We start from the raw sequence: 2,095 nt of genomic DNA, 5'->3' as shown, positions 1-2,095 counted from the left end.
CAGACCCCATCCCACCACGATCGCGACCAGGACCAGCAGCGCCCGCGCCACCCAGGCCACCGCCGGGTCGCGGTCCGCCCGCTGCGCGCCGAGGTCGGCCGCGGTGAAGCGGTACGCCGGCAGGTCGAGGTCCCCGCCGTAGCGCTGCCGGTGGTGGTCGCGTGCCTGCCGGTACGCGTCGGCGGCCGACCGCCACTGCGCGTACGCCGCGTCGGCGCCGGTGTCCAGCCACTGCGCGTGCCGCAGCACCATGGTCCGGTAGGCGCCGAGCGTCACGAACAGGTCCACCTGGTAGTCGAGCGTGTCGACGAACCGCTGCCGCAGGCCGGCGTCCCGCCAGGTGGCCGGGTCGGTGCCGGCCACCAGGTCGCGCATCCGCCGGGCCGTCGCGACGGCCTCGTCGCCCTCGGCGACCGCCGCGTCGACCCGATCCCGGGCCACCGCGTAGATGCTGTCCAGGGCCGCGGAGTCACCGGTCGGGATGTCCCACTCGAAGATCCACATCATCGGGGGCGGTTCCAGCCCGAGGGCCCGTACCGAGGTGTCCGCGTACGGGCCGACGTAGAGGCCGGTGGTGACCGCCGTCCGGGACAGCGCCATCGCCTGCCCGATCGCCGCGACGGTGCCCGGGTCGGCGGAGAACGTCCGGTACGCCCACTCCGCGGTCACCTGGGCCGGGTCGGTGTCCGGGTCCCAGGCCAGCCGCGCCACCGTGTCCGTGTTCAGGTCGTAGAGCTGCCAGAACCCAGAACGCAGGTAGAGCGACATCGGTCCGGCGCGCAGCGGCCCGCCGTCCTGGGTCCAGTTCCACACCCCCTCCACGCGCGGGTTCGCGGCGAGGAACGCGCGCAGCGCGTCGCGGTGCAGCGGACCCAGGTCGTTGGGCAGCGCGCCGAACCCCTCGAACTCGCGCCGGGCCTGGAACTCCACGATCCGCCGGTGCGCGCCGCCGAGCAGCGTGGTGTTCAGCGGCAGGTGGCTGTAGAAGTCCCCGAGCGTGTACTTGGTGGACACGATCAGGTGCGGGTCGTCGAACCCGCCCAGCACCTCGGCGTACGCCTCGGGGTTGGTGTGCAGGTCGCCGACCGCGCCGACACCGACCGTCCAGCTCCGGAAGATGATCTCCCTGCCGGCCGGCCCCGCCGTGTCGAGCAGCGCCCGCAGCATGGCGCGGACGCCGGCGGGCGAGGTGACCGCGAGCTTCGACGTGTAGTCCCAGCCGCTGCCGGCGTAGACCTCGCCGCCCTCGCCGATGCGCACCATCAGGCCGGCGACGAACGGCATGCTCCCGAACAGCTCGGTCAGCCCGGCCCGGTAGACCGCCCAGAGGCGGGGATCGGTCGGATCGAGCCCGCCGACGGTCCGTTCCAGGTACCTCTCCAGCGGTGGTGAGACCGCGAGCATGTCGGTGAGCAGGAAGACCCGCAGGCCCATCTCGTCGGCGTACCGGAAGACCGGGGCGAACGCCGCGACCATCGCCCGCGCCCGATCCACGTGCGGGTCCCCGACCGGGTAGACCGCGTGCCCGTCGCCGACCCCGGCGAACGTGACGTACTCCAGGAACCCCGGCACCACGACGCCGTTGTAGCCCCGCGCGACGGCGTGGTCGACGAACTGCCGGAACTGCGCGTCGATCCGGGCCACCGCGGCGGCGTCCACCCACGGCGCCCGGGGCAGCAGCGCCGGGGCGACGACGTCGGTGTTCAGGCTGTAGTCGTCGCCGGCCGCGAACGCCACCGGGTCCGGCTCGCGGCCGACCGAGCCCGCGTCGGTCAACCGCAGCCCCAGCCGGGGCGTGACCGGTCGACCCACCTCCGCCGCCGGCAGCACCTCCGCGCCGGAGCGGATCCGGTCGGCCAGCCGGTAGAGCGCGGCCGTGACGCCCGCGAGGTCACCGGTGACGGTCAGCGCGGACCGGTCGGCGTCGATCGTGTACGACTCGGCCGCGCCGCCGGGCCGCAGGTTTGCCCGGAGCGTGGTCACCGCCGACAGGTCCGGTCCGCGTGGCCGGGTTCGGTCCGGGCTGGTTCCGGTCGGGCCGGCGTCGACGGGGGCGGTGCCGTCCGGGGCGGGGCGCGCCGGGGCGGCGTTGGTC

The 2,095-nt window shown here is 74.8% G+C and carries 1 pseudogene; it reads right to left on the bottom strand.

Annotated elements, in window-relative coordinates:
* A pseudogene (locus HUW36_RS31585) lies at positions 1 to 1,983 on the bottom strand (hypothetical protein); the annotation flags it as partial.
* Between the last annotated feature and the right edge of the window lie 112 nt (positions 1,984 to 2,095).

The sequence above is a fragment of the Micromonospora maritima genome (assembly GCF_902825405.1).
GTDB lineage: Bacteria > Actinomycetota > Actinomycetes > Mycobacteriales > Micromonosporaceae > Micromonospora > Micromonospora maritima.
Note: the sequence above shows the minus strand (reverse complement) of the source record. Positions and strands in the feature narration are given on the sequence as shown.